Here is a 23,035-nt window from a genome sequence, read left to right on the forward strand (position 1 = left end):
ATGCAGGCCGGCGTTGTGCATGGCCCGCTTCGCGGCTGGAGCCGCTCCTGCAGAAGCACGCAGGCAGGAACGGCGGCGCTACGCCAACAACCTCAGCCAGCCGGCGTGGTCTCGCGCTTCTTGAGCAGCATTTCCAGCGCCTTGCCAACCGCCACGAATGCAAACGCGCCGGTGATGTGCGTGGCGGCGCCCAGACCTGCGCCGCAATCGAGTTTCATCGCTTCGTCCGGGCCCAGGTTCGGCCGCACGCCGCAGACGCTGCCATCGGCCTGCGGATACTTCACGTTCTCCAGCGAGTACACCGCCGGCACGCCGAAATAGCGCGATGCGTTCTTGGGGAAATTGAACTCGCTGCGCAGCTTGCGGCGGATCAACGCCATCATCGCGTCGTGCTCGGTGCGCGATACGTCGCGCACGCGCACCAAGGTCGGGTCGGTACGGCCGCCGGCCGCGCCCACGGTGATCAAGGGCAGCTTGCGGCGGCGGCACCAAGCGATGGTTTCCACCTTCACCCGGAAGCTGTCGCAGGCGTCGATCACCAGATCGAAACCGCGATCCAGCAATTGCTCCATGTTGGACATGGTGAGGAACGACTCCACCGCGTCCACCTCCACATCCGGATTGATGGCCAAGCAGCGCTCGGCCATCGCCAGCGCCTTGTTGCGGCCGTACTGGCCGGTCATCGCCGGCAACTGGCGGTTGCTGTTGGACACACAGATATCGTCGGCATCAATCAGGGTGAGGTGGCCCACGGCCGAACGCACCAGCGCCTCGACCACCCACGAGCCCACCCCGCCCATGCCGACCACGGCCACCTTGCAGTTGGACAGGTGCTCGATGGTGCCCGCCCCGTACAGCCGGTCCACGCCGGCAAATCGCTCACGCAGTTGTTCTTTCATCGGCACATTTTAGCCTTGGCGGCATAATGCGCGAACATCATCCCCTCACTGCCACGTAGCCGCTGGAGCCAACGCAATGACCGATCCCGTCCGTCCGCCGTCCAAAGCATCCCGTTACCTGTTCGTCCTCATCGCCGGGCTGTTGATCGGCGTGGTCACCACGGTAATGGGCATGCGCGCCCTGCAGGCCCGCCAGGACCACTTCCCGAGCAGCTTGATGACCGTGATGGCCAAGCAGGCACAGTTGCTCAGCGACAGCCAGAAGCAGAACCGCTGCACCATCAACGACACCACCCCGCGCCTGCAGACCCTGCGTTCCCTGTCCAACGATCTGGAAGCCGCCTTCCCCAGTCTGCGCGATGACCAGCGCTTCCAGCTGCATGCCAGCCGCTTCCGCGCGACCTTGAATGACGCGCTCGCCAATCCGCCGGCAGACTGCGCAGCGCTGGCCGTGGTGGCGCAGAAGATCGGCACCGACTGCAAGGCCTGCCACCAGGATTTCAAGTAAGTACAGTTTTTGAACATGTGGTTGGCCCTCCATTCACATGGGAAACGACACGATCTTCGCGACGGGTATGTCCTCATACCCGCATCCTCATCTGGCAAGGACAAACACCATGAAGATTCGACTGATCGCCGTAGGCGCAATTGCCAGCCTGGCCCTGGCCGGTTGTGCCACCTCCCCGGGTTACAGCAACGGCGGCAACTATGGCGGTAATTACGGCGGCAACAGCGGCGGCAATTACGACAACGGCTACAACCAGAACCGTTGCAACGATTGCGGCATCGTCACCCGCATCAACGCCGTGGCGTCCGGCCGCACCGCACCAACGGCGACCGGCGCCATCCTCGGCGGCCTGGTGGGCGCAGTTGCCGGCCATGAAATTTCCGACCACACCGGCGGCAGCAAGGGCAACCAGAACATCGCTGCCGTGGCAGGCGCTGTTGGTGGCGCGCTGGCCGGCAACAAGATCCAGCAGAACGTGACCGGCAATTCGTACGACATCCAGGTGCGCATGGACGACGGCCGCGTGATCATGGTCAACCAGAAGGATCTGGGCGGCATCCGCGAGAACACCTACGTTCGCGTGGTGAACGGCCGCGTTGTGCTGCGCTGAGTTGGCAACCCAGCCCTCCGGCAATAAGAAAGGCCCGCTTGCGCGGGCCTTTCTTTGTTCTGCGTGCGGCAGGTCTCAGACCGGCTGCACTGCGTCGGCCTGCAGGCCCTTCTGGCCCTGGACGACGGTGAAGGTGACCTGCTGGCCTTCCTTCAGGCTCTTGAAGCCATCGGACTGGATGGCGCGGAAGTGCACAAACACGTCCTCGCCGGTTTCACGACTGATGAAGCCGAAGCCCTTGGCATCATTGAACCACTTGACGGTACCGGTTTCGCGATCAGACATCTCACTAACTCCCTGGTGCTCTCTCTCGTTTGATGGAACGCCCCTTAAGGCGGCTGATTGCAAGGAGGAAGCGAGGTGCAACGATGCAGCAAATCATGCGATCTACCGATCAGGCCACGATTCACGGTGACCTTGCCAAGCTCAGCGGCTGCAACTTAACCCGGGGCTAACCAAATTGCAATCCTGACCCGGCAACAAAGTCAACCCCTATTCGACCCTCTTCAGAGTCAACATGGACTATTCATTCATCTTCTATCTGATCGCAGCGCTGCTGGTTCTTGTCGGTATCGCCGGCATCATCCTGCCCGCCCTGCCCGGCGTGCCGCTGGTGTTCCTTGGCCTGCTGGTCGCGGCGTGGACCGAGGGGTTTGAACGGGTCGGCTGGCTGCCGCTGGTGGTGCTGGGCGTATTGACCGTCATCTCCATCGTGGTCGATATCCTGTCCACGGTAATTGGCGCGCAAAAGGTGGGCGCCAGCAAGATGGCCCTGCTCGGCGCCGCCATCGGCACCGTGGCCGGGTTGTTTTTCATGCCGATCGGCTTGTTTGTGGGTCCGTTCGCCGGCGCACTGCTCGGCGAATACCTGCACGGGCGCAAGCTGGGCCAGGCCACCAAGGTCGGTCTGGGCACGTGGTTGGGCATCGTGCTGGGCGTGGCGCTCAAGCTGGGCCTGGCGATGGCGATGATCGGCCTGTTCGCGGCGGCCTGGTTCATGTAGCCGACACCGCCACGATTTCCCCCTCTGCAGGACAATCGCCGACAATCCCCCACAGCCACTCTCGCCGCCCCTTGGCTATTCCTGCCAAGGAACCGGCCCGGCCCCTTGTAGCGACCGGATGCACACCATGCGAAACACACCCCTGCACTACGCCCTGCTGATCGCCCTGAGCGGCACCAGCGGCTCCCTTCTGGCCCAGGAATTCGTTGCCGAGGCCGCATCGCCGCAGGCCTGCTTTGCGCTGGAAACCGACGCCGCCCGCCTGGCCTGTTACGACAGTGCGCTGGGCCGCAGCACCATCGACACCCGCGCAGCCGATGCGGCTGCCAACGCCGCGCTGATGGCGCGCAAGGAAGCCAAGGCCACCGCCAAGGCACTGGACGAACAGAACCCGCGCCGCAATGAGCTGTTCGCGCATGACGAGCTGGAATCGCTGGCCGCCAACGCCGGCCGCGGCTCGCTGCTGGACAGCCGCTGGGAACTGGCCAAGGACTCCAAACTGGGTTTGTTCCAACTACGCGCTTACAAGCCGGTGTACCTGCTGCCCGCGTTCTGGAGCAGCAAGCCCAATGAGATGCCGCATTCGCCCAACCCCAACAACACCGTCACCGAGTCGGAAGAACTGGAGAGTACCGAGCTGAAGTTCCAGCTCAGCTTCAAGACCAAGGTGGCCGAGAACCTGTTCGGCGACAACGGCGACATCTGGGTTGGTTACACCCAGAGCTCGCGCTGGCAGGCGTACAACAGCGAGCTGTCGCGGCCGTTCCGTGAAACCAACTACGAACCCGAAGTGATGCTGACCTTCCGCAACGGCTATTCGCTGTTCGGCTGGAACGGACGCATGATGGGCGTCAGCCTCAACCACCAGTCCAACGGCCGCAGCGATCCGCTGTCGCGTAGCTGGAACCGGGTGATCTTCAACGTGGGCTTGGACCGCGAGAACTGGGCGATCATGCTGCGCCCTTGGTACCGCATTCCCGAAAGCCGCGGCGAAGACAACAACCCGGACATCGAGGATTACATCGGCCGTGGCGACGCCACCCTGGTCTACAACCGCAACGGCCACGAGCTGGCACTGACCGGCCGCCATTCGCTGCGCAGCGGCGACCGTGCGCACGGCTCAGTACAACTGGACTACGGTTTCCCGATCAACAACCTGCTGCGCGGCCATGTGCAGGTGTTCGATGGCTATGGCGAAAGCATGATCGACTACAACCACCGCGCCACCTACATTGGTGTCGGCGTCTCCCTGTTGGAATGGTTCTGACGCAATGAAAGCAACGATCTGGCACAACAACCGCTGCTCCAATTCACGCGGCGCCCTGGCCCTGCTGCAGGAAGCCGGCGCCGACATCGAGGTCATCAACTACCTCGACACCCCGCCCTCTGCCGCACAGCTGCGCACGCTGCTGAGCGAAATGGGCATGCCGGCCCGCGATCTGCTGCGCAGCAAGGAAGCGGCTTATGCCGAGCTTGAGCTGGCCAATCAGCTCGACGACGACGCAGCCCTGATCGCCGCAATGGCCGCGCACCCGGCATTGATCAACCGCCCGATCGTGCGCACCGCCAAAGGCACGGCACTGTGCCGCCCGCCTGAAACCGTGCTCGCACTGCTGGATTGAGAACCAGCATAGGGCGCGTCATTGGCGCGCCCTGCGTTTTTCAGCCGGCCGGAATCACGGCGGCATTGATCAACTCGTACAGCTCCTCGAAGCTGCGTTGCGGCACGAAAATCTGATCGTTGACGAAGAACGTCGGCGTGCCTTTGACGCCACTGCGCATGCCGCCCTCGATATCGTCCTGGATACGCTGCATATACACCGGCGTTTCCATCGCGATCATCATCCCGTCCTCGGACAAACCCAGCTCGCGCATCAGCTCCCGGTAAACCACTTCGCCCAACTGCTGCTGGCTGCGGAACAGCGCATCGTGTGCAGGCCAGAACTGGCCATGCGCGGCGGCATACTCGGCCACGATGGCCGCCGGCAACGCCTGCGGATGGGACTGCACCAGCGGGAAATTCCGGAATACCACGCACAGCGCATCGCCAAACCGCTGCTGCAGCCGCTGCACCAGCGAGAACGCCTCGTCGCAATGCGGGCATTGGTAGTCGGCGTATTCGACCAGCACGACCGGGGCGTCCAAGCGCCCCTGGATGTGGTCATTCTTGCTTGCAGCGACACTCAACACGGCCATCTGAACACCTCGAACGACGCGTTTCACCAGCGGTTGCAGCCACAACACGGGCGCACTCCAGCCAGTGAAACGCTACGCCGATAACCGCACAGCCAGCGTGAAGTGCCGCAAACCCGAGGCTCCCAGGGCTTTCCGCTGGCCCGCCCAGCGGGCAGAATCCGCCAGTCACCGACAGGAAGTCCTTGCATGCCCCGACAACATCGTTCGTTTTTCGCCTATGGCTCGGCATTACTCGGCCTGTTGAGCCTGATGGCGGTGGCTTGCTTCCACTTCCCGGAACTACTGACCAGCCGCGAGTTCCGCGCGGTCTACAACGAACACTTCGCCCGCCACCTGCTGCTGATCGGCCTGGCCGCGGCGTTCATCATGGGCACGATGGCCATCCTGCGCGACCGCAACAAGCGCATCGCCACGCTCGGCGTCGGCAGTGCCACCGTGGCGGTGCTGCTGGGCGGCACCAATGTGCAGTTCGACGCCGTCGGACAGACGCCTTATTCGCTGGGCCTGGATTGGTTCGTGCTGTCGCTGTTCTTCTCGGCACTGGTATTCGTGCCGCTTGAGCGCTACCTGGGCAAGCGTGAGCTGTCGCCGCTGCGGCCCGGCTGGCGGACCGACGTGGGCTACTTCTTCATGAGCCACGTGCTGGTGCAGTTCATTCTGATTCTGGTGACGGCCTCCACCTCGACCGTCGCCAGCCTTGCGGCATTTCCGTCGCTCAAGGCTGCCATCCAATCGCTGCCGGTGTGGGCGCAATTTCTGATCGCCGTGTTTGTCGCCGACATGGCGCAAGCGCTGCTGCATCGCGCGTACCACAACATCCCGTGGCTCTGGCGTTTCCACGCCGTGCACCATTCCAGCCGTCATATGGATTGGCTCGCCGGCTCGCGCATCCATCTTGTCGAGATTGTGCTGACCCGCAGCGCGGTGTTGCTGCCGCTGCTGATCCTGGGTTTCTCAACGCCAGCAGTGAACGCTTACGTGATCCTGGTCGGCCTGCAGGCAGTGCTGGCACATGCCAACCTCGGCATTCGTTTTGGCTGGCTGGAATACCTGCTGGTGCTGCCGCGCTATCACCACTGGCACCACGCAAGGCAGCAGGAATTTGTGGACGTGAACTACGCCATCCACTTGCCATTGGTGGACATGCTGATGGGCACGTTCAAGTTGCCGCGCGATCAAGCGCAATGGCCACAGGAATACGGCGTGATGAAGCTGGAGACGGTGCCGAACGGCATCATCAAACAGCACCTGATGCCATTCCAGGGCGGGCGCAAGTTTGAGGATCATGTGGATTGAGGGGAGGCTGGGTGTTGGGGCTCGGCTCGGCTGCGGAACCCAAAATGCCTGACCTCCTCCCTTCTCCCGCCTGCGGGAGAAGGTGCCCCGGAGGGGCGGATGAGGGGGCGCCTTTGATGTTGCTTTGATATCCGACGCCTACTTCGGACTGGCCGACGATCTTTCATTAGAGCTGACTTCGATATCCCCTCACCCCAACCCCTCTCCCGCTTGCGGGAGAGGGGCTTAGCCATCCGCATCACACCCAATCCGTGATGCCTTCCCGCCGATAGACCTCGGCAAACGCCGGCCGCGCTTTCATCCTCGCTGCATGTGCAGCCAATGCCGGCCAGCTGTCGCTCCGGCGCGGCATATTGCGGCTCCAGCGCATCAACATGGTCAGCATGAAATCCACCACTGACAGCTGCTCGCCGAGTACATACGGACCGTGCATTTCGAGGTGGTCTGCCATCTGCTGCCAGGCTGTTTCCAGCTGCACGCGGGCGCGCTGTTTGACCTCGTTGGCATTGTCCTGCCCAGCAGGTTCGTCCGGATAGAACCAACTGCGATACGCCGGCATCAACGTGTACACGCAGAAGCAGATCCAACGGTAGTAATCGCCACGTGCAGGTGTTCCGGTTGCGGGTGCGAAACCGACATGTGGATGCAGGTCGGCCAGATGCATTGCGATGGCGGCGGACTCGGTCAACACCTGTCCATCCATCAACAGCGTTGGCACACGACCGGCCGGATTGATCGCCAGATACGCGGCGGACTTCTGCTCGTTGCGCTCGAAATCCAGTTGATGCAGTTCATGCTCGATGCCGAGTTCAAGCAGCAGCCAATGCACGACGAACGAGGCAGTGCTTTGTGATCCATACAGGACAACGGACATGAGCAACTTCCAGATTGGGCTGGCCGGCATTCTAGCTTCCGTAGGAGCGGCCTTGGCCGCGAGGCTGACCCGCCTGACGATTGCCAGCTTCGCGCCTGAAGGCGCTCCTGCCGAGCAGCGCTGCCGAGCATGGCTCGGCACTATCGGCGGCTTAGTTGCAGCTGGCCATGCAGTTGCTCAGGCGCTCGCCACAGACTGCCGCCGCCGAGCGGTTCTGGCAGAAGGCCTGCGAGGTTTGGCAGGCACCGCGCAGCTCTGGGTTGGTGATCTTGTCACACTGATTGTTGCGGCTCGCTTCGCCGCAATCACCGTAGCTGTTTGGGTTGGCGCTGCAGGATTGATATTGGCTCTGGCAGTAATTGACGCAGGCGGCCGGGTCATTTCGCGGTGCATCGCGCCAGCCGCCGTTGCTGCAACCGGCGAGCAGCAAGCCGAGTATCGAAGCCATCATCCACTGCAATGTGCGCATCATCGACCCCTGAAAACGGCAACGGCCCGAGCATAGCCCGGGCCGTCGCGCTGTCACCAGTGACGCGTGTGACTTACTCGACGACCACCGGAATCTTGCCGATGCGAGCCTGCCATTCGCGCGGGCCGGTGGTGTGGACCGACTCGCCGGTGGAATCCACCGCCACGGTCACCGGCATGTCCTGCACGGTGAACTCGTAGATCGCTTCCATGCCCAGGTCGGCAAAGCCGACCACCTTGGAGGCCTTGATCGCCTTGGACACCAGGTAGGCCGAACCGCCCACCGCCATCAGGTAGGCCGACTTGTTGTCACGAATGGCTTCAATTGCCGCCGGGCCGCGTTCCGCCTTGCCGACCATGCCCAGCAGGCCGGTCTGCTCCAGAATCTGGCGGGTGAACTTGTCCATGCGGGTCGCGGTGGTCGGGCCAGCCGGGCCCACCACTTCGTCGCGCACCGGATCAACCGGGCCGACGTAATAGATGAAGCGGCCCTTCAGGTCCACCGGCAGCTGCTCACCCTTGTTGAGCATCTCGACCATGCGCTTGTGCGCGGCGTCGCGGCCGGTCAGCAGCTTGCCGTTGAGCAGCAGGGTCTGTCCCGGCTTCCATGCAGCCACTTCTTCCGGGGTGATGTTGTCCAGATCGACGCGGGTGCCCTTGGACGAGTCGTAGGTCAGCTTCGGCCAATCTTCCAGCGACGGTGGATCCAGCATCACCGGGCCGCTGCCATCCAGGGTGAAGTGCGCGTGGCGGGTCGCGGCGCAGTTCGGAATCATCGCCACCGGCAGGTTGGCGGCGTGGGTCGGGAAATCCTTGACCTTGATGTCCAGCACCGTGGTCAGGCCGCCCAGGCCCTGTGCGCCAATACCCAGCGCGTTGACCTTCTCGTACAGCTCCAGGCGCAGCTCTTCGGCACGATTGGAGGCGCCACGCGCCTGCAGATCGGCGATGTCGATCGGCTCCATCAGCGATTCCTTGGCCAGCAGCATCGCCTTCTCGGCGGTGCCACCGATGCCGATGCCGAGCATGCCCGGCGGGCACCAGCCCGCGCCCATGGTCGGCACGGTCTTGAGCACCCAGTCAACGATGGAATCGGACGGATTGAGCATGGCGAACTTGCTCTTGGCTTCCGAACCACCGCCCTTGGCGGCGACGATCACGTCGACCGTGTTGCCCGGCACGACCTTTACGTTGACCACACCCGGCGTGTTGTCCTTGGTGTTGGTGCGCTTGCCGGCCGGGTCAGCCAGCACCGAGGCGCGCAGCTTGTTGTCCGGGTAAGCGTAGGCGCGGCGGATGCCTTCGTTGGCCATGTCTTCCACGCCCATCGTGGCGTCGTCCCAACGCACGTTCATGCCGATTTCGAGGAACACGGTGACGATGCCGGTGTCCTGGCAGATCGGCCGATGGCCCTCGGCGCACATGCGCGAATTGATCAGGATCTGCGCGATGGCCTCTTTGGCCGCCGGCGACTCTTCGCGCTCGTAGGCGGCGGAAAGATTCTTGATGTAGTCGACCGGGTGGTAGTACGAGATGTACTGCAGTGCGTCGGCGACGGACTGGATGAGGTCTTCCTGCTTGATCGATGTCACGGCTTGCTCGCTTGCTGAAGGCTGGCGGGGGTTCAGCCGGGCATTTTACGCCTTGGCGCCGATACATGCTCCCCGGCCCACCGCGACCTTGGTAGTAGCGGCCTCGGCCGCGAAACCCGGGCTTCCCTGCCCAGAACAGCCCTGCAACCCGAAACAACCCGTGCATCGCGCCTGACGGCACTCCTACACTGTCACGCTGATTCACTGTGCTGCATCCTTGCCACATGAACGCTGAAACCCTCTTCCAGACCCACCGCCCGCGCCTGCTGGCCCTCTCCTACCGCCTGCTCGGCAGCCGCGCCGATGCCGAAGACGTGGTCCAGGACGCCTGGCTGCGCTGGGCCAATGCCGACACGAGCACCATCCGCGACGCCGAAGCGTGGCTGGTCACCGCTACCACCCGACTGGGCCTGGACCGGCTGCGCGCGCTCAAACGGGAACGATTGCACTACGTCGGGCCCTGGCTGCCGGAGCCGCTGAACGTCAGCTTGGACCAGCCCGATACCAGCCCGGATCCGGCATACGCATTCGCCTTGGCCGATGAAGTCTCCGTCGCCTTCCTGTCATTGCTTGAGCAACTGGGCCCGGAAGAACGCGCCGCTTTTCTGCTCAAAGAGGCGTTCGATCACAGCTACCAGCAGATCGGGGAGCTGATCGGCCACAGCGAGGCCAATAGCCGGCAATTGGTACACCGGGCCAAGCAACGACTGCAGGCCGGACGCCCGCGCTTCCACGCCGCCCCTGATCAGCACAAAAAGTTGCTCGCGCGCTTCATGGACGCAGCCCAGCGCGGCGATAGCGCGGCCATCCAGGCCCTGCTGCACGCCAATGCCACCTTGGTCTCCGATGGCGGTGGCGTGGTCACCGCCGCGATCCGGCCACTGCTCGGTGCCGAGCGCATCGGTCGCCTGTACTGGGCCATCGCGCGCCGGGGTGCGGCATTGCCGGCGCAGCTGGGATACGTCAATAGCGAACCAGCGATCCTGCGCTTTGCCGAGGGCAGGCTGGCCTCGTTCACCACCATCGAAATCGCTGATGGCCGCATCATCGCGCTGTCCAGCGTGCTCAATCCACATAAATTGCCCTTGCTTGTCACGCCGGCCGACGCTGGCGCGTCCTTGTCTTGAAAGGCAGCCACTCCGGCCGCCACAGGAGATCCACGATGTCAGCCACTTCTCCCCGCGTCGCCTACACCCGCCTGGCGGCCGATGCCTTCAAGGGCCTGCTGGCCACCAGCAAGGCGGTCCATGACAGTTCAATCGACCACGACTTGATGGAACTGGTGTTCCTGCGCGTGTCGCAGATCAACGGCTGCGGTTACTGCATGGACATGCACGCCACCACGCTGCGCAAGGGCGGCATTGAACCGCGCAAGCTCGACACGCTGCCGGCATGGCATGAAAGCCGCTTCTTCGATGCGCGCGAGCGCGCGGCACTGGGCTGGGCCGAAGCGCTCACCCGGCTACCCGATGGCGCCCCGTCCGATGCCGCCTTCGACGCGCTGGCACCGCATTTCGACGAAAAAGGCATCAGCGACCTGAGCATGGGCGTGGCCGTCATCAATGCGTGGAACCGCCTCGGCGCAGGTTTGCTGCCGCCGCTGCCGTAAGCGGACCCGTCCGGCCCGGCCGCACCCAGGCCGGACCGGGCCGATGGCCGCAGCCCGCGCCACACCGCACAATACGGCGCATGGCAACCCTCGTACTGATCCTCGACCTTATCGGCACCTTCGTCTTCGCCCTGTCCGGGGCGACGATGGGGGTGCGCCGTCGGCTGGATATCTTCGGCGTGCTGGTGCTGTCGTTCGCGGCGGCACTGGCTGGCGGCATCACCCGCGACCTGCTGATCGGCGCCACCCCGGTGGCGGCAATCAGCGACTGGCGCTACCCGGCGATTACCTTGGCCGCAGGCACCGTCACCTTCTTCTGGGCGCCGCTGATCGAACGCATGCAGTACCCGGTGCGGATGTTCGATGCGATGGGGCTGGCGGTGTTCGCCGTGGCCGGTACCCAGAAAGCGCTGTCCTACGGCATCGATCCGCCAATGGCCGCCGCGCTGGGCATGCTGACCGGCGTCGGCGGCGGCATTGCCCGCGACGTGTTGCTGGCGCAGGTGCCACTGGTGTTGCAGGCCGAGTTGTACGCCGTCGCCGCACTGGCTGGCGCGGCAATCGTCGCCATCGGTTACTGGCTGGGCCTGCCGCCCGTGCCCTGCGCCTTGGCTGGTGCCGGGCTGTGCTTCGGCCTGCGGATGATGGCGATGCATTTTGGCTGGCACCTGCCGGTGGCATTGCAGTCCTCCGATCCATCACCGCCGGAAGGTCCGCGCTCGTAAGCCCGGCGAACTGTCTGCAACGCAGCGTCATGCCGCGGGTAACACCACGCTCACGGCGTTTGCGCCATCGTGCAGGCACCGCTTTCGCTGGAGATTGCAATGGCCGTAGAACGCCCCGACACCCTGATCGCCGACGAAGTCGTGCATACCCTGGGACAACACAGCCAGTCCTCTCAGGTGCTGGTGCAGGTGAAGGACGGCCAAGTGACGCTGTCCGGCGACGTGCCCGATGCCGCTGCCAAGCGCGACATCGAAAAACTCATCGCCGGTATTCAAGGCGTGCACAGCGTGCGCAGTTATCTGCATGTCGATTCGGGGAATAGTTCGTTCGGTTCACCCGGCGAAGCCGTGCGTGACAACCCCGATGGCCTTGACGATGCGCAGCTGGGCAACATCGATCTGGACAAGGACGGCTGAGCCCGTTTGGATGACGAAGCGCCACGCTTTGCAGGTACCCTGAACACGCATCCTGCCGTTTGAGCCACCCATGCCGCACGCCTCCGCCTCGCCCGCCAAACCGCAACCCAGCCTTCGCGAACGCATGAACGCCATGCGCAACCTGCCGCCATTCCTGCGGCAGGTCTGGCAAACCAGCCGCGTGCTGACGATGACCAGCCTGGGCCTGCGCCTGATCCGCGCGGTGATGCCGGTGGCGATGTTGTACGTGGGCAAATTGATCATCGACGAAGCGGTGCGCCTGGCCGGTGCCGGCGGCATGCCGCCACTGGGCGAAGCGCTGTCCAGCGGCCACCTCAACACCCTGCTCGAACTGTTGTTGTTGGAACTGAGCATCGCCATCGGCTCGGACCTGCTCGGGCGCATGGTCAATTACGCCGACGCACTGCTGTCGGAATTGTTCACCAACGCCACCAGCGTGCGCCTGATGGAACACGCCGCCGAGCTGGATCTGGAAGATTTCGAGGACCCGGAACTTCAGGACAAACTCGACCGCGCGCGTCGCCAGACGATGGGCCGCATGAGCTTGATGAGCCAGCTGTTCGGCCAAGCGCAGGACATCATCACCGTCATCAGTTTTGCCGCCGGCCTGGTGATGTACGCACCGTGGCTGATGCTGCTGCTGGCGGTGGCGTTGATCCCCGCATTCGTCGGCGAATCGCACTTCAACACCTTGGGCTACACGCTCAATTTCAGCTGGACGCCCGAGCGCCGCCAGCTCGATTACCTGCGCCAGGTGGGCGCCAGTGTGGAAACGGCCAAGGAGGTGAAGATCTTCAACCTCCACCGCTTCCTGATCGACCGGTACAAGCTGCTGTCCGAGCGCTTCTATCGCGCCAATCGCGCACTGGCGCGCAAGCGCGCGGTGTGGGGCACGATGCTGGCCGCACTCGGCACGCTGGGTTATTACGCGGCCTACGCCTACATCGCATGGCGCACCATTCGCGGCGATTTCAGCATCGGCGACCTGACGTTCTTGTCGGGCAGCTTCATGCGCCTGCGGCAATTGCTGGAAGGCCTGCTGACCGGCTTTTCGCAGGTAGCGAGCCAAGCCTTGTATCTGGACGACCTGTTCTCATTCTTTGCGATCAAGCCGGAAATTCATTCGCGCGAGAATGCAGTGGCGATCCCGCGCCCCATTCGCGAAGGCTTCGTGTTCGAGAACGTCGGCTTCCGCTATCCCGATGCCGAACGCTGGGCGGTACGGCATCTCGATTTCCATCTGCAAGCCGGCGAAGTGATTGCGCTGGTCGGCGAGAACGGCGCCGGCAAAACCACGTTGGTCAAGCTGCTGGCGCGGCTGTACGACCCCGACGAAGGCCGCATCCTGCTCGATGGCCGCGACCTGCGTGATTACGATCTTGATGATCTACGCGCCAACCTCGGCGTCATCTTCCAGGACTTCGTGCGCTACCACCTGACCGCTGGCGAGAACATCGGCGTTGGTCTGGTGGAGTCGATGCAGGACAAAACCCGCATCCAGCATGCGGCCCGCCGCGCGTTGGCCGACGAAGTCATCGACGGCCTGCCCGGCGGTTACGACCAGCTGATCGGCCGCCGTTTCAAAACCGGCGTGGATCTGTCCGGCGGTCAATGGCAGAAGATCGCCATCGCCCGTGCCTACATGCGCGATGCGCAGGTGATGATCCTGGACGAGCCCACCGCCGCCTTGGACGCCCGCGCCGAGTTCGAGGTGTTCCAGCGCTTCAAGGAGCTGTCCGACAACCGCACCGCCGTGCTCATTTCGCACCGCTTCTCCTCGGTGCGCATGGCCGACCGCATCCTGGTGCTGGCCGACGGTCGCATCGAAGCCAGCGGCACGCATGAGGAACTGATGATCGGAGGCGGTCGCTACGCCGAATTGTTCGAGCTGCAGGCAGCCGGTTACCGATAAGTCACCCGTAGTGCCGAGCCACGCTCGGCAGATACCCTCCCCTACAAAGCCCCTGCCGAGCACGGCTCGGCACTACGTCAGCCCGTCAAATGCGATTCATTCCCATTTAAATGGAATCGGCTAGAATGGCGCGGTCACCCCCAATCGAATCACGGCATGTCTTCCGCTTTTGGCGCCGAAACGGTGCTTGAAGTCCGTCACTGGACGGACGCCTACTTCAGCTTCTCGACCACCCGCGACAGCGGCTTCCGCTTCGACAATGGCCAGTTCGTGATGATCGGCCTGGAAAACGAAGGCAGCCGTCCGTTGCTGCGTGCCTATTCCATCGCCAGCGCCAACTGGGAAGAAGAACTGCACTTCTTCAGCATCAAGGTGCAGGACGGTGCGCTCACCTCGCGCCTGCAGCACCTCAAGCCCGGCGACAAGGTACTCATCGGCAAGAAGCCCACCGGCACGCTGCTGATCAGCGACCTGCACCCGGGCAAGCACCTCTACCTGCTGGGCACCGGCACCGGCCTGGCGCCGTGGCTGAGCATCGTCAAAGACCCGGAAACCTACGAGCGTTTCGAGAAGGTCATCGTCTGCCACGGTGTGCGTTTCCAGAAGGACCTCGCCTACCGCGATTACTTCGAGAAGGAATTGCCGGAAGACGAAATCCTCGGCGATATCGTCCGTGACAAGCTGCTGTACTACCCGGCCGTCACCCGCGAACCGTTCCCGAACCAGGGCCGCCTGACCACGCTGATGGAAACCGGCCTGATGCAGCAGAGCCTCGGCCTGCCGCCGTTGGACCCGGCCAACGACCGCTTCATGATCTGCGGCAGCCCGCAGATGCTGGCCGACCTGCGCAGCGTGCTGGACGCCCGCGGTTTCCAGGCCTCCACACGCATCGGCACCCCCGGCCACTATGTGTTCGAGCGGGCGTTCGTCGAGAAGTAAAGCGGTTGCCCCGTGTATCGGGGCATTCGAGCAGCGTCGCATCCAACAACGGCTGGACCTCAAGGTCCGGCCGTTGTCATTGATGGGCAGCGTGCATGCACTCGAAAACTGATATTGCACCGGCCGATTTGACTAAGTGTTGCGCAATGCGCAACATGCAACACTCAGTGCATGATCAAGTCTTTTCGACACAAAGGGCTGTGCAGGCTGTTTGAGACCGGACGAACGTCGGGCATCCAGTCCAACCATGCAAAACGGCTGCGACTACAACTGTCCGCACTCGATACTGCTCACGTCATTGAAGACATGAATATTCCCGGATTTCGCCTGCATGCACTGAAAGGTGCAATGAAGAACCGCTGGTCCATTGCCGTCAGCGGCAACTGGCGCATCACATTCGAGTTCAAGGACGGCAACGCTTACGTGTTGGACTATGAGGATTATCACTAATGAAAATGCACGCTCCCCCGCATCCGGGCGAGTTCATCACCGGCATCTACCTTGAGCCAAACAACATCAGTGGGCGCGAGCTGGCGCAGAAGCTTGGCGTCGCGGCATCCACGCTCAGCCGGGTACTCAACGGCAGCAGCCGGGTCACTCCCGAAATGGCATTGCGCTTGGCCAAGTCGCTGGGCCGGAGCCCCGAAAGCTGGTTGGCCATGCAGGACACCCACGACCTGTGGGTCGCGCGCCAGCATGTCGATCTGGACAACGTCCGCAAGCTCGATTTGAAAGCTGCCTGAGCCAAGTTGGGACGCGTACCCAAGTAGCCCGGGTAAGCAAAGCGCAACCGAGGGCGCTTCGAGGTCAAACCGTGCCGCGAAGCAATTCGATTGCGCCTGTTCTGTGCGCTTCGCGGCTGAAGCCGCTCCTACGGCGGCGGCTTGATCAGCGCGCCAGCGCCGCGCGGATATCGTCTTCAATCGATTCCGGCTTTGCCGTTGGTGCGTAGCGGTCGATTACCTGCCCATCGCGGCCGATCAGGAATTTGCTGAAATTCCATTTGATCGCGCCGATGCCCAAGGCGCCCCGCTTCTGCTGCTTCAGCCACTTCCAGAGCGGATGCGCGGCGTCGCCGTTGACCTCAACCTTGGCCGACATCGGGAAACTCACCCCGTAGTTGAGCGCGCAGAACGACTGGATGTCAGCCGCCTCGCCCGGTTCCTGATGGCCGAACTGGTCGCAGGGGAAGCCAATCACCACCAGCCCTTGCGGACCCAGCTCCCGCCAGAGCCGCTCCAGCCCTTCGTATTGCGGGGTGAAACCGCACTTGGAGGCGGTATTGACCACCAGCAGCACCTTGCCGGAATAGGCCGCCAGATCCAGCGGCTGGCCATCCAGCGCTGAGGTCTTGAAGTCGAATGCAGTGGTCATGGCTGGCTCCGGAAGCAAGGTCGCAAGCGTACGCCATCAACCCGGTCGGTACGGTGTTTTCCGTTGCAACCATGCCGTTCGACACACCCGGAAGCCGGCGCGCGCGGGTTAATCTTCGCGATCAGTATTTTTTACGGAGCTTCCGTCTTGAACACCCGCCTCGCCCTTGCCCTTGCCGCGACCCTGGGCCTCGCCCTGCCGGCTTACAGCGTGACCGCAAACGCCGCTGTCACCCAGTCGGCCGAACAGGCCAACCCGTTCTTCGCCGAAAGCACCCTGCCCCTGCATTACCCGCAGTTCGACAAGATCAAGGACGCTGACTTCGCGCCGGCCTTCGACGCAGGCATGGCGCAGCAGTTGCAGGAAGTGGAAGCCATTGCCAACAACCCCGCCGCGCCGACCTTTGAAAACACCCTGATCGCGCTGGAAAACAGCGGCGCCGTGCTGGATCGCGCCACCACGGTGTTCTTCGCGCTGATCGGCGCGGACACCAACGATACGCGCAAGAAGCTGCAGGCCGACTACTCGGCCAAGTTCGCCGCGCACAGCGATGCGATCAACCTCAACGGCAAGCTGTTCTCGCGCATCGAGACGCTCTACAACAACCGCGCCAAGCTGGGCCTGGATGCCGAAGGCCTGCGTCTGGTTGAGAAGTACCATGACAACTTCGTGCGCTCCGGCGCCAAGCTGTCCGACGCCGACAAGGCCAAGCTCAAGGCGATGAATGCCGAGCTGGCCAACCTGGGCACCAAGTTCAGCCAGAACGTGCTGGCCGAGGTCAACGCTTCTTACATCGTCGTCGACGACGTCAAGCAGCTGGACGGCCTGTCCGCCGAGCAGATCGCCGCCGCTTCGGAAGCCGCCAAGGCCCGCAAGCTGGACGGCAAGTACGTCATCGCCCTGCTCAACACCACCGGCCAGCCGCCGCTGACCAACCTGACCAACCGCGAGCTGCGCCAGAAGATCTACGAGACTTCGGTTGCCCGTGGCAGCCACGGCGGTGAGTACGACAACACCGCGCTGGTCTCGCGCATCATGACCCTGCGCGCCGAGAAGGCCGCACTGATGGGCTTCCCGAATTTTGCCGCGTACTCGCTGGGCAACCAGACCGCCAAGACCCCGGAAGCGGTCAACGCCATGCTGGGCCAGCTGGCGCCGGCAGCCGTCACCAATGCCAAGCGCGAAGCTGCCGACCTGCAGGCCATGATCGACGCCGAGCAGAAGGCCGCCGGCAAGCCGACCTTCGAGCTGCAGCCGTGGGATTGGGCGTTCTACAGCGAGAAGGTCCGCCAGGCCAAGTACAACTTCGACGAGTCGCAGCTCAAGCCGTACTTCGAGCTGAAGAACGTGCTGGAGAACGGCGTGTTCTTTGCCGCCGGCAAGGAATTCGGCCTGACCTTCAAGCAGCGCACCGACCTGCCGGTCTACCACGAAGACGTCACCGTCTATGACGTGTTCGACGCCGACGGCAGCCAGCTGGCGATCTTCCTGTTCGACCCGTATGCCCGCGAGTCCAAGCGCGGTGGCGCCTGGATGAACTCGTATGTGTCGCAGTCGGAACTGACCGGTGACAAGCCGGTGGTGGCCAACCACCTCAACATTCCCAAGCCGCCGGCCGGCAAGCCGACCCTGCTGACCTGGGACGAAGTGACCACCACGTTCCATGAGTTCGGTCACGCACTGCACGGCATGTTCTCCGACGTGAAGTACCCGTACTTCTCCGGTACCGCAGTGCCGCGTGACTTCGTCGAGTTCCCGTCACAGGTCAACGAGATGTGGTCCGACGAGCCGACCATCCTGGCCAACTACGCCAAGCACTACCAGAACGGCTCGGCAATGCCGCAGGCGCTGCTGGACAAGGTGATTGCCGCAGCCAAGTTCAACCAGGGTTTCGCCACCACCGAATACCTGGGTGCGGCGATGCTGGACCAGAACTGGCACCAGATCGGTGTCAAGGACGTGCCGGCTCCGGCCGACGTGCTCAAGTTTGAACGCGCTGCACTTGAGAAGGACGGCATCTACTACGCGCCGGTTCCGCCGCGTTACCGCACCACCTACTTCAGCCACATCATGGGCGGCTACTCGGCCGGCTACTACGCCTACATCTGGTCAGAAGTGCTGGACGCCAACACCCAGAAGTGGTTCCGCGAACACGGTGGCCTGTCGCGCGCCAACGGTGATCGCTTCCGCGAGACTCTGCTGTCCAAGGGCGGCAGCGTTGATGCGATGGAGCTGTTCCGCAACTTCGCCGGTCACGAGCCGCAGATCGAACCGCTGCTGGAAAAGCGTGGTTTGACCACCGGCGACGCTGCCAAGTAAGCGTTCGCGCTGACTTGGTTTGAACGAAAACGCCCGGCAATGCCGGGCGTTTTCTTTTGCTTGTGGTGGGGCGAAACAAAGGCCCCTCATCCGCCCTGCGGGCACCTTCTCCCGCAGGCGGGAGAAGGGAATTGCACACTGCACCGGGGAACTGAAACATTGCTTGCGCTCATGCATTGCGCAGCCAACCATCAGCCCAAGCAACACCCTGCAGTCCCTTCTCCCGCCTGCGGGAGAAGGTGCCCGGAGGGCGGATGAGGGGGCTTTGCGCTTCTGGCTTTGCGCTTCTGGCTTTGCGCTTTCAGCTCTGTGCTCCGGACTTCGTACAACCAGCACCAGTCGCCAGGCATACCCAGCGCAATCCTATCGTCCACGCTCCACGATCACCGTCGCGGTCATGCCGTTGGCCAACACCACACCTTTCGTCAGCGAAGCCGCATCGAGTTTGATCCGCACCGGAATCCGCTGCGCCAGGCGCACCCAGTTGTAGGTCGGGTTGACGTTGGCCAGCAGGTCGCTGCCGGTCGGGCTGTCGGCGTCGGTAATGCCGTGCGAAATGCTTTCGATGTGGCCATGCAATTCCTGGCCGCTCATCAACTGCACCTTCACGCCATCGCCGAGGTGCAGCTTCGAGAGCTTGGTTTCCTCGAAGTAGCCGTACACCCAGAACGAGGCCGTATCGATCAATGCCAAGCGTGCCGCGCCTGCACTGGCGTAGTCGCCGGTGCGCACTTCCAGGTTGGTCACGTAGCCGTCCACGGGTGCGCGTACCTGCGTGCGCTCCAGATTCAGTTCGGCGGTATCCAGCGCGGCTTGTGCCTGCTCCACCGACGCCAATGCCTGTTGTTGCGAGGCACTGGCCTGCTGCCGATTGGCCTGCGCTTGAGCAACCCCAGCGCGTGCAGCCTGCGCGGCACTCAGTGCATCGCTGCGCGCTTCTTCGGAGATCAAGGTGCCCGAAATCCGCTGACGTCGCTCGTACTGCAATTCGTAACGACTGGCATTGACGCCCTGCTGCGTGGCACCCGCTGCCGCCGCCTGAATGCTGGCACCGGCGGCGCGTGCGGCGGCACGGGCAGCGTCAAGATTCGCGCGCGCCTGCGCCACGGCATTGCGGTAGCGCAGCGGGTCGATGGCGAACAACAGCTCACCGCGCTTGACCAGCTGGTTGTCGTGCACGGCCACGTCGGTCACCGGCCCGGACACATCCGGCGCCACGCGCACCACTTCGGCGCGCAGGCGCCCTTCGCGCGTCCACGGCGAGTACATGTAATGCCGCCACATCGCCACGGCGATCAGTGCGGCAGCCACCACGACAACCGCGGTGAGCGTGAAACGGAGCAATGATTGGGTTTTGGGGGTCATGGGAATATCTCAGAACAGCAGCAGGCCGAGCCCGCCGAACAGGCAAACGAATACCGCGATGCGGAACAACGACGGGTGCCACACGTAGCGGTACCAACCGCGCCGCCCGGCCACCACGTCCAATGCCCACAACAGCGCGCAGACCACACAGAACAACACCAGCAAACCCGGGAACAGGCTGCCGCCAAACGCGATTTCAATGGGCATGGGCCATCCCCTCATTTGATGCATCGGGCGCGACGATGTACGCCGCCATTACCGAGTGGTCATCCACCATCGCCAAGCGCACCAGCCGCAGGTGATGCAGCACCTGCCGCGCGATATCCGGCGCTTCGGTATCGGCACGCGCGGCATCACTGGCGCGACGTAGCGCGGCATCGGCACGCTGCCAGGCCGGCCGGCTGGGCTGGCCAAAGAACGCGGCAAGTGCATCCACCGCCGCTTCCACTTCACCGTGCAAGGACGCAGGCAACGGTTGCCGTGCAATGTCATGGCGCAGATGTATCAATGCGCGCCCGGTTTCATTGACCGCCAGCGCCCACGCCAACTGCGTGCGCGAATCCTCACTGCCCGGCGCGGTATGCGCCACGATCTGATGCACCAGATCGCTATTGATGCTCTCGAAACGGTGACGAAGCCCCGGCAATGGCGCCTGTGCGGCCAAGCGCACCTGCGCACGCAACGCCGCCATCTGTCGCCGTCGCAACCAGGCGCTGCCCACTGCCGACGGCAGCAGTACAAAGCCCAGCGTCGCCGCGCCCAAGCCAATCACCTGCGACAACCCATCATTGAAAAAGTGTTGCGGGTCGAACGCCATCGGATTGGTGAGCCCAATGATGTTGACCAGCCCTATCGCGTAGCCGAGGCCGAAACTTGAAAGTTTGGGCCGCGTGGTCAGGTACGGCCCGATGATGAAGAACGGCAGCACGCCCGCCACCAACATCGCGTAGCCGTCCATTTTTGTCAGCACCACAAACTCGCAGACATAGCCGGCAAGCATGCCAACGATGTAACCGGTCAACACTTTGCTGGTCAGCCGCGCGGCGTTCGGTGCGGTTGCGAACAGACAGGAAAAAATCGTCGCCAACAACATCACATTGGCGCCCATCGGCCAGCCCGAGCCCACCCAGAACACGCCCAGCAACAGCATCGTCAGCGTTGTGCGGACAAAGGCCAACAGCGCGCCAGCATGGTCGTTGCCACGCACAAAGCGCACCCGCTCCACACCCTTGGAAGGCGCCACCCGATGCAGCAATTGGCCGCGCGCGTGGATATAGGATTCCAGCTCCCGGCTGAAGCGACGCAGCAATCCCGCACCGACTTCAAAGTCCTCTGCCTGCGTGCTGCTTCCAAGCGCAGCACGCAGCGCCTTGCCACGCGCCGGAAGTTCCAGCCGCACTTGGCGGATGCGCGCAGCCAGTTCCTCGGCCGGCATATCCTGCGGCGATGACTGCATGACTTCACCCAAGGGGCGATACAGCGTCAGCAGCGACTGCGCAGCGGCCGGTGATTCCTGTCGCATCAAGCGATTGATCAAATGGTGCAGCGACTGGAAGCTGGTCGAGGCGGCCATGAAATTCTGGTTGAACTGCAGCAGGTGCATGCTGCGCGCACGCGCTTCGGCGTCTTCAAAAATGACCGAGCTGCGCAGGTCTTCCAACGCAACCGCATCGCGCACCATGCGCAAGTGTTCCTGTTCCATGCGCTCACGCGGCAACTGGCCCAGCAACGCCTCCCTGACGAACCCCAGGAAGTTCGCATATTGATTACGCACCGCACTGCGCAGGTTGTCGCGCAGGCGAACCGGCAGCACCGTGTCGCTGATGACGGCGCTGACCACCAGCCCCAACATCACCTCGGAAATGCGCGCCACCGCCGAGTCAAAAACATTGCCCGGATGTGTGGTGATGATCGGCAAGGCGATGATCGCCGCCGTATAGCCAGCCAGTACGAACGCATACGATTTGAAATTGCGATGCAAGGTGGCACCGGCCGCACAACCACCAATCCACAACGCCATCACCAGCAGGAACGGCTCACGCTGTTGCGGGAACAAGGCAACTACCGCCAGCGCCGCCGCAGCACCAGCAAACGTGCCCAGCACGCGGTAAAAGCTCTTCGCCAGCACCATGCCGCTCTGCCGGTGCATGACGATGACCGTAGTCAGCATCGCAGTGCCAGGCAATGGCAATTGCATGCGCATAGCCAGCCAACCGGTGATGAAGAACGACAGCGTGACCCGCAGTACGAACAGCCAGGCACCGGCCTCGCCTTTCAGAAAACCACGGAAACCCGAAAACCAAGGGTCGGCCCCGGCGTTCGGCGTGGCGGATATGGACACAGTAGACATGGGGGTTTCAGATCGGGTGGAGGCCGTCGAGCATCTTCTTCAACAGCGCTTCCAGCTGATGCTGTTCATCGCCGTTCAAGCCCTTCATTTCCGTCACCAGCAGCGCCGACATGCTCGGCAACAAGCGCTCCACGCAGGCCACGCCTTCGGGCGTCAATCGCAGTTCCAGCTTGCGCCGGTCTTCGGCATGCGGGATGCGCTCGATCAGCCCCTTGCGGTGCAGCAGGTCGGTGAGTCGGGTGATGTTGGCGGATTTTTCAGTCGCCGCACCGGCAAGCTCGGATGGGCTCAGCAAACGATCCGGCGTGCTGTACAGCATCATCAGCGCGTTGTATTCGCCGTGGCACAAGTCGAAATCGCGCAGGACCGCGTTGGCGTGGTCATGCACGTTCTTGTAAAGCGCCTTGATCAGCCGCACCAGCACCGCCGGCTCGCGCGGGAACCCGGGCCACCGTTGGCAGGTGGCATCGATGCGGGCTTCGGTTGGATCGAAACGGCTCATGGCAGGCGTCATGGTCGGGGGACGCCGATATAGTACAGAACTGAAATATAAATAAG

26 protein-coding genes are annotated in these 23,035 nt (G+C 63.2%); 15 read left to right on the forward strand and 11 right to left on the reverse strand.

Annotated features, from left to right (window positions below; translation table 11 throughout):
- Nucleotides 1-92: 92 nt before the first annotated feature.
- Nucleotides 93-899, reverse strand: a complete 807-nt coding sequence (locus tag ACREP4_RS00120) for a tRNA threonylcarbamoyladenosine dehydratase (protein ID WP_431594186.1) — start codon at nucleotides 897-899, stop codon at nucleotides 93-95.
- Between the two features lie 76 nt (nucleotides 900-975).
- On the opposite strand from ACREP4_RS00120, the gene ACREP4_RS00125 reads away from it, so the two are divergent.
- Nucleotides 976-1,407 carry a hypothetical protein gene (locus ACREP4_RS00125; RefSeq protein ID WP_431594187.1) on the forward strand — a complete coding sequence of 144 codons (432 nt, stop codon included), beginning with the start codon at nucleotides 976-978 and terminating at the stop codon, nucleotides 1,405-1,407.
- A gap of 109 nt (nucleotides 1,408-1,516) precedes the next feature.
- Nucleotides 1,517-2,017, forward strand: a complete 501-nt coding sequence (locus ACREP4_RS00130) for a glycine zipper 2TM domain-containing protein (protein WP_431594188.1) — start codon at nucleotides 1,517-1,519, stop codon at nucleotides 2,015-2,017.
- Between the two features lie 75 nt (nucleotides 2,018-2,092).
- Here the strand turns inward: ACREP4_RS00130 and ACREP4_RS00135 are convergent, their stop codons facing one another.
- A complete protein-coding gene (locus ACREP4_RS00135; RefSeq protein ID WP_431594189.1) occupies nucleotides 2,093-2,302 on the reverse strand; it encodes a cold-shock protein in 210 nt (69 codons plus the stop codon).
- A gap of 232 nt (nucleotides 2,303-2,534) precedes the next feature.
- On the opposite strand from ACREP4_RS00135, the gene ACREP4_RS00140 reads away from it, so the two are divergent.
- The 3 genes from ACREP4_RS00140 (at nucleotide 2,535) to arsC (ending at nucleotide 4,642) form a co-directional block, all read left to right on the forward strand.
- The gene (locus ACREP4_RS00140) at nucleotides 2,535-3,020 is read left to right on the forward strand and encodes a DUF456 domain-containing protein (RefSeq protein WP_431594190.1); all 486 of its coding nucleotides are present in this window, start codon (nucleotides 2,535-2,537) and stop codon (nucleotides 3,018-3,020) included.
- 118 nt (nucleotides 3,021-3,138) lie between these two features.
- Nucleotides 3,139-4,287: a phospholipase A gene (locus ACREP4_RS00145; RefSeq protein WP_431594191.1), complete on the forward strand. Its 1,149-nt coding sequence runs from the start codon at nucleotides 3,139-3,141 to the stop codon at nucleotides 4,285-4,287.
- A gap of 4 nt (nucleotides 4,288-4,291) precedes the next feature.
- Entirely contained in the window at nucleotides 4,292-4,642 is a 351-nt protein-coding gene (gene arsC / locus ACREP4_RS00150) for an arsenate reductase (glutaredoxin) (protein ID WP_431594192.1), read from the forward strand.
- Between the two features lie 40 nt (nucleotides 4,643-4,682).
- On the opposite strand, the gene ACREP4_RS00155 is transcribed toward arsC, so the two are convergent.
- Nucleotides 4,683-5,216 carry a DsbA family protein gene (locus ACREP4_RS00155; RefSeq protein WP_431594193.1) on the reverse strand — a complete coding sequence of 178 codons (534 nt, stop codon included), beginning with the start codon at nucleotides 5,214-5,216 and terminating at the stop codon, nucleotides 4,683-4,685.
- Between the two features lie 186 nt (nucleotides 5,217-5,402).
- On the opposite strand from ACREP4_RS00155, the gene ACREP4_RS00160 reads away from it, so the two are divergent.
- A complete protein-coding gene (locus tag ACREP4_RS00160) occupies nucleotides 5,403-6,512 on the forward strand; it encodes a sterol desaturase family protein (protein WP_431594194.1) in 1,110 nt (369 codons plus the stop codon).
- A gap of 238 nt (nucleotides 6,513-6,750) precedes the next feature.
- On the opposite strand, the gene ACREP4_RS00165 is transcribed toward ACREP4_RS00160, so the two are convergent.
- The 3 genes from ACREP4_RS00165 to ACREP4_RS00175 all read right to left on the reverse strand — a co-directional run bounded on the left by ACREP4_RS00165 (nucleotide 6,751) and on the right by ACREP4_RS00175 (nucleotide 9,446).
- Entirely contained in the window at nucleotides 6,751-7,386 is a 636-nt protein-coding gene (locus ACREP4_RS00165; protein ID WP_431594195.1) for a glutathione S-transferase family protein, read from the reverse strand.
- 151 nt (nucleotides 7,387-7,537) lie between these two features.
- Nucleotides 7,538-7,858, reverse strand: a complete 321-nt coding sequence (locus tag ACREP4_RS00170; RefSeq protein WP_431594196.1) for a hypothetical protein — start codon at nucleotides 7,856-7,858, stop codon at nucleotides 7,538-7,540.
- Between the two features lie 70 nt (nucleotides 7,859-7,928).
- Nucleotides 7,929-9,446: a fumarate hydratase gene (locus tag ACREP4_RS00175; RefSeq protein WP_431594197.1), complete on the reverse strand. Its 1,518-nt coding sequence runs from the start codon at nucleotides 9,444-9,446 to the stop codon at nucleotides 7,929-7,931.
- A 224-nt stretch (nucleotides 9,447-9,670) separates the two neighbouring features.
- On the opposite strand from ACREP4_RS00175, the gene sigJ reads away from it, so the two are divergent.
- The 8 genes from sigJ to ACREP4_RS00215 all read left to right on the forward strand — a co-directional run bounded on the left by sigJ (nucleotide 9,671) and on the right by ACREP4_RS00215 (nucleotide 15,812).
- A complete protein-coding gene (gene sigJ, locus ACREP4_RS00180) occupies nucleotides 9,671-10,573 on the forward strand; it encodes an RNA polymerase sigma factor SigJ (protein WP_431594198.1) in 903 nt (300 codons plus the stop codon).
- Between the two features lie 35 nt (nucleotides 10,574-10,608).
- Entirely contained in the window at nucleotides 10,609-11,055 is a 447-nt protein-coding gene (locus ACREP4_RS00185; protein ID WP_431594199.1) for a carboxymuconolactone decarboxylase family protein, read from the forward strand.
- Between the two features lie 80 nt (nucleotides 11,056-11,135).
- Nucleotides 11,136-11,780, forward strand: a complete 645-nt coding sequence (locus tag ACREP4_RS00190) for a trimeric intracellular cation channel family protein (RefSeq protein ID WP_431594200.1) — start codon at nucleotides 11,136-11,138, stop codon at nucleotides 11,778-11,780.
- Between the two features lie 99 nt (nucleotides 11,781-11,879).
- Nucleotides 11,880-12,197, forward strand: coding sequence for a BON domain-containing protein (locus ACREP4_RS00195; RefSeq protein ID WP_431594201.1), 318 nt, complete (start codon nucleotides 11,880-11,882; stop codon nucleotides 12,195-12,197).
- A 70-nt stretch (nucleotides 12,198-12,267) separates the two neighbouring features.
- Nucleotides 12,268-14,130, forward strand: coding sequence for an ABC transporter ATP-binding protein (locus ACREP4_RS00200; protein ID WP_431594202.1), 1,863 nt, complete (start codon nucleotides 12,268-12,270; stop codon nucleotides 14,128-14,130).
- A gap of 156 nt (nucleotides 14,131-14,286) precedes the next feature.
- Nucleotides 14,287-15,069 (forward strand): ferredoxin--NADP reductase, encoded by a 783-nt coding sequence (locus ACREP4_RS00205; protein ID WP_431594203.1) that lies wholly within the window; start codon nucleotides 14,287-14,289, stop codon nucleotides 15,067-15,069.
- 171 nt (nucleotides 15,070-15,240) lie between these two features.
- Nucleotides 15,241-15,519, forward strand: coding sequence for a type II toxin-antitoxin system RelE/ParE family toxin (locus ACREP4_RS00210; protein ID WP_431594204.1), 279 nt, complete (start codon nucleotides 15,241-15,243; stop codon nucleotides 15,517-15,519).
- Nucleotides 15,519-15,812 (forward strand): HigA family addiction module antitoxin, encoded by a 294-nt coding sequence (locus ACREP4_RS00215; RefSeq protein ID WP_431594205.1) that lies wholly within the window; start codon nucleotides 15,519-15,521, stop codon nucleotides 15,810-15,812. Before ACREP4_RS00210 ends, ACREP4_RS00215 begins: the two co-directional genes overlap by 1 nt.
- 145 nt (nucleotides 15,813-15,957) lie before the next feature.
- On the opposite strand, the gene ACREP4_RS00220 is transcribed toward ACREP4_RS00215, so the two are convergent.
- Nucleotides 15,958-16,443: a glutathione peroxidase gene (locus tag ACREP4_RS00220; protein WP_431594206.1), complete on the reverse strand. Its 486-nt coding sequence runs from the start codon at nucleotides 16,441-16,443 to the stop codon at nucleotides 15,958-15,960.
- A gap of 147 nt (nucleotides 16,444-16,590) precedes the next feature.
- Between ACREP4_RS00220 and ACREP4_RS00225 the strand changes: the two genes are divergently transcribed.
- Nucleotides 16,591-18,762 (forward strand): M3 family metallopeptidase, encoded by a 2,172-nt coding sequence (locus ACREP4_RS00225; protein WP_431594207.1) that lies wholly within the window; start codon nucleotides 16,591-16,593, stop codon nucleotides 18,760-18,762.
- A gap of 363 nt (nucleotides 18,763-19,125) precedes the next feature.
- Here the strand turns inward: ACREP4_RS00225 and ACREP4_RS00230 are convergent, their stop codons facing one another.
- Genes ACREP4_RS00230 through ACREP4_RS00245 form a run of 4 tightly spaced genes read right to left on the reverse strand, consistent with a single transcriptional unit; the run spans nucleotide 19,126 to nucleotide 22,979 of the window.
- Nucleotides 19,126-20,127 carry a biotin/lipoyl-binding protein gene (locus ACREP4_RS00230; RefSeq protein WP_431594208.1) on the reverse strand — a complete coding sequence of 334 codons (1,002 nt, stop codon included), beginning with the start codon at nucleotides 20,125-20,127 and terminating at the stop codon, nucleotides 19,126-19,128.
- Nucleotides 20,128-20,136: 9 nt separating this feature from the next.
- Complete coding sequence (locus ACREP4_RS00235) at nucleotides 20,137-20,334, reverse strand: DUF1656 domain-containing protein (RefSeq protein WP_431594209.1); 198 nt, start codon at nucleotides 20,332-20,334, stop codon at nucleotides 20,137-20,139.
- On the reverse strand, nucleotides 20,324-22,477 hold the full coding sequence (locus ACREP4_RS00240) for an FUSC family protein (RefSeq protein WP_431594210.1): 2,154 nt from the start codon (nucleotides 22,475-22,477) through the stop codon (nucleotides 20,324-20,326). The genes ACREP4_RS00235 and ACREP4_RS00240 overlap by 11 nt, the downstream gene beginning before the upstream one ends.
- Before the next feature lie 7 nt (nucleotides 22,478-22,484).
- Nucleotides 22,485-22,979, reverse strand: a complete 495-nt coding sequence (locus ACREP4_RS00245) for a MarR family winged helix-turn-helix transcriptional regulator (RefSeq protein WP_431594211.1) — start codon at nucleotides 22,977-22,979, stop codon at nucleotides 22,485-22,487.
- Nucleotides 22,980-23,035: the final 56 nt, after the last annotated feature.

The sequence above is a fragment of the Stenotrophomonas sp. genome, assembly GCF_050737575.1.
GTDB lineage: Bacteria > Pseudomonadota > Gammaproteobacteria > Xanthomonadales > Xanthomonadaceae > Stenotrophomonas.